This window comes from Catenibacterium sp. (genome assembly GCF_052354645.1).
In the GTDB taxonomy this organism is placed as follows: domain Bacteria; phylum Bacillota_I; class Bacilli_A; order Erysipelotrichales; family Coprobacillaceae; genus Catenibacterium; species Catenibacterium mitsuoka_A.
Genome location: NZ_DAWDDM010000336.1, coordinates 1 through 1,979 on the forward strand (window position 1 = coordinate 1; position 1,979 = coordinate 1,979).

The following is a 1,979-nucleotide window of genomic DNA, read 5'->3' on the forward strand; positions in this document are numbered from 1 at the left end:
AAGCTTAAAAGTAAGTAACAAACAACAATGCTCAGGGTGAGTATTATATTACAGATTTAATTGGAATCATGAATGAAGAAGGCAAGAAGGTTGATGGCTATAAGATTCAGGATTTCAGTGAAGTAGGTGGCATTAATGACCGTGTTCAGCTTGCTGAAGCAACTAAGTTACTTCAGAAGAGAGTAAATAAGAACTGGTTATTAAATGGTGTAACTATTGTAGATACTGATAATACATATATTGGTACTGATGTTGTAATCGGTAAGGATACAATCATTGAACCAGGTTGTATTATTAAGGGTCATACTACTATAGGAGCACATTGTCATATTGGTCCTTATTGTGAATTTACAGATGTAGATATTAAGGATAATGTGGAAATCAAGTTCTCAGTATTAAGCGATTCTGTTGTAGAAAGCGGTACTGATATTGGTCCTTATGCAAGACTAAGAACTAATTGTCATATTAGAGAGAATGTACACATTGGTAACTTTGTGGAAATGAAGAAAGCTGATTTTGGTAAGGGAAGCAAGTCTGCTCATCTTACTTATATCGGTGATGCTAAAGTAGGCGATGGCGTTAATATTGGTTGTGGCACTATCACAAGCAATTATGACGGTAAGAATAAGTCAATGACTGTTATTGGAAATAATGCATTTATTGGATGTAATTCAAATTTAGTTGCACCAGTGACTGTTGGTGAAGGCGCATTTGTTGCAGCTGGATCTACTGTAACAGAAACTGTAGAAGATGGCGCAATGTCTATCGCACGTGCTAGACAGGTGAACAAACCTGGTTATGCAAAAGTTTTAGAAGAAAAACGTATGAAGATTTATAACGAAAGAAACAAGAAATAAAAAAAGGGGACACATATGAAAAACAAAATTACAGTATTTTCTTTATCTTCAAGCAAGAAATTAGCTCAGGATATCGCAAGCATTTTAGGTACTAAGGTTGGAGACTGCAAAGTTCATCACTTCGCAGATGGTGAAATCTTATGTGAAATCGGTGAATCTGTTCGTGGTAAGGACGTATTCATTGTTCAGTCTACTTCTAATCCAGTAACTGAAAACTTAATGGAAATCTTAGTATTAACTGATGCTTTAAAACGTGCTTCTGCTCGTGAAATTACTGCAGTTATTCCATATTTCGGATATGCTAGACAGGATCGTAAAGCTAAACCTAGACAGCCAATCACTTCTAAGTTAGTTGCAGACTTATTAACTACAGCTGGTGTTAACCGTGTTGTAACTGTTGACTTACATGCAGCTCAGATCCAGGGATTCTTTGATATTCCAGTAGATGAAATGCAGGCTTTACCACTATTAATCAAATACTTCCGTAAAAAGAAGGTTCAGGATTTATGTGTTGTATCTCCTGACCACGGAGGAGCTACTAGAGCTCGTAAGATGTCTGAAGCATTTGATTGTCCTATCGCTATCATCGATAAGAGAAGACCTAAACCAAACGTTGCTGAAGTTATGGGTATTATCGGTAATGTTGAAGGTAAGAACTGTATCTTAATTGACGATATGATCGATACAGCTGGTACTATTACAGCTGGTGTTGATATGTTAAAACAGAAAGGTGCTAAGGATGTATATATTGCATGTACTCATGGTGTACTTTCTGGACCTGCTATTGAAAGATTATCTACTTGTGCTGCAAAAGAAGTTGTTATTACTAACACTATCGAAATTCCACAAGAAAAGAAATTTGATAAACTTGTTTCTGTATCTGTTGCAGGATTACTTGCACATACAATTGAAAACATTGAAAACGATTTACCAGTTAGTGACGTATTCACTCAGTATGATTGTTAATGTAGAGGACTCATCACGAGTCCTTTTTTAGAACAAATATAAGATTGTATATATGAAGTGAAATAAGGAAACTGCTCCTGTGGTTTCTATGCAGTAACGACTGTCAACCGAAATTGATAATGTCCCAAAAATAATCAAACATTAGCACCACAACGG

The 1,979-nt window shown here is 35.9% G+C and carries 2 protein-coding genes; both read left to right on the plus strand.

Translation table 11 applies throughout. From position 1 onward, the window contains the following. Positions 1–68 precede the first annotated feature (68 nt). Entirely contained in the window at positions 69–857 is a 789-nt protein-coding gene (locus tag ACT8VG_RS10705; RefSeq protein ID WP_444195864.1) for a bifunctional UDP-N-acetylglucosamine diphosphorylase/glucosamine-1-phosphate N-acetyltransferase GlmU, read from the plus strand. 15 nt (positions 858–872) lie between these two features. Continuing rightward, on the plus strand, positions 873–1,823 hold the full coding sequence (locus tag ACT8VG_RS10710) for a ribose-phosphate diphosphokinase (protein WP_022424603.1): 951 nt from the start codon (positions 873–875) through the stop codon (positions 1,821–1,823). Positions 1,824–1,979 lie beyond the last annotated feature (156 nt).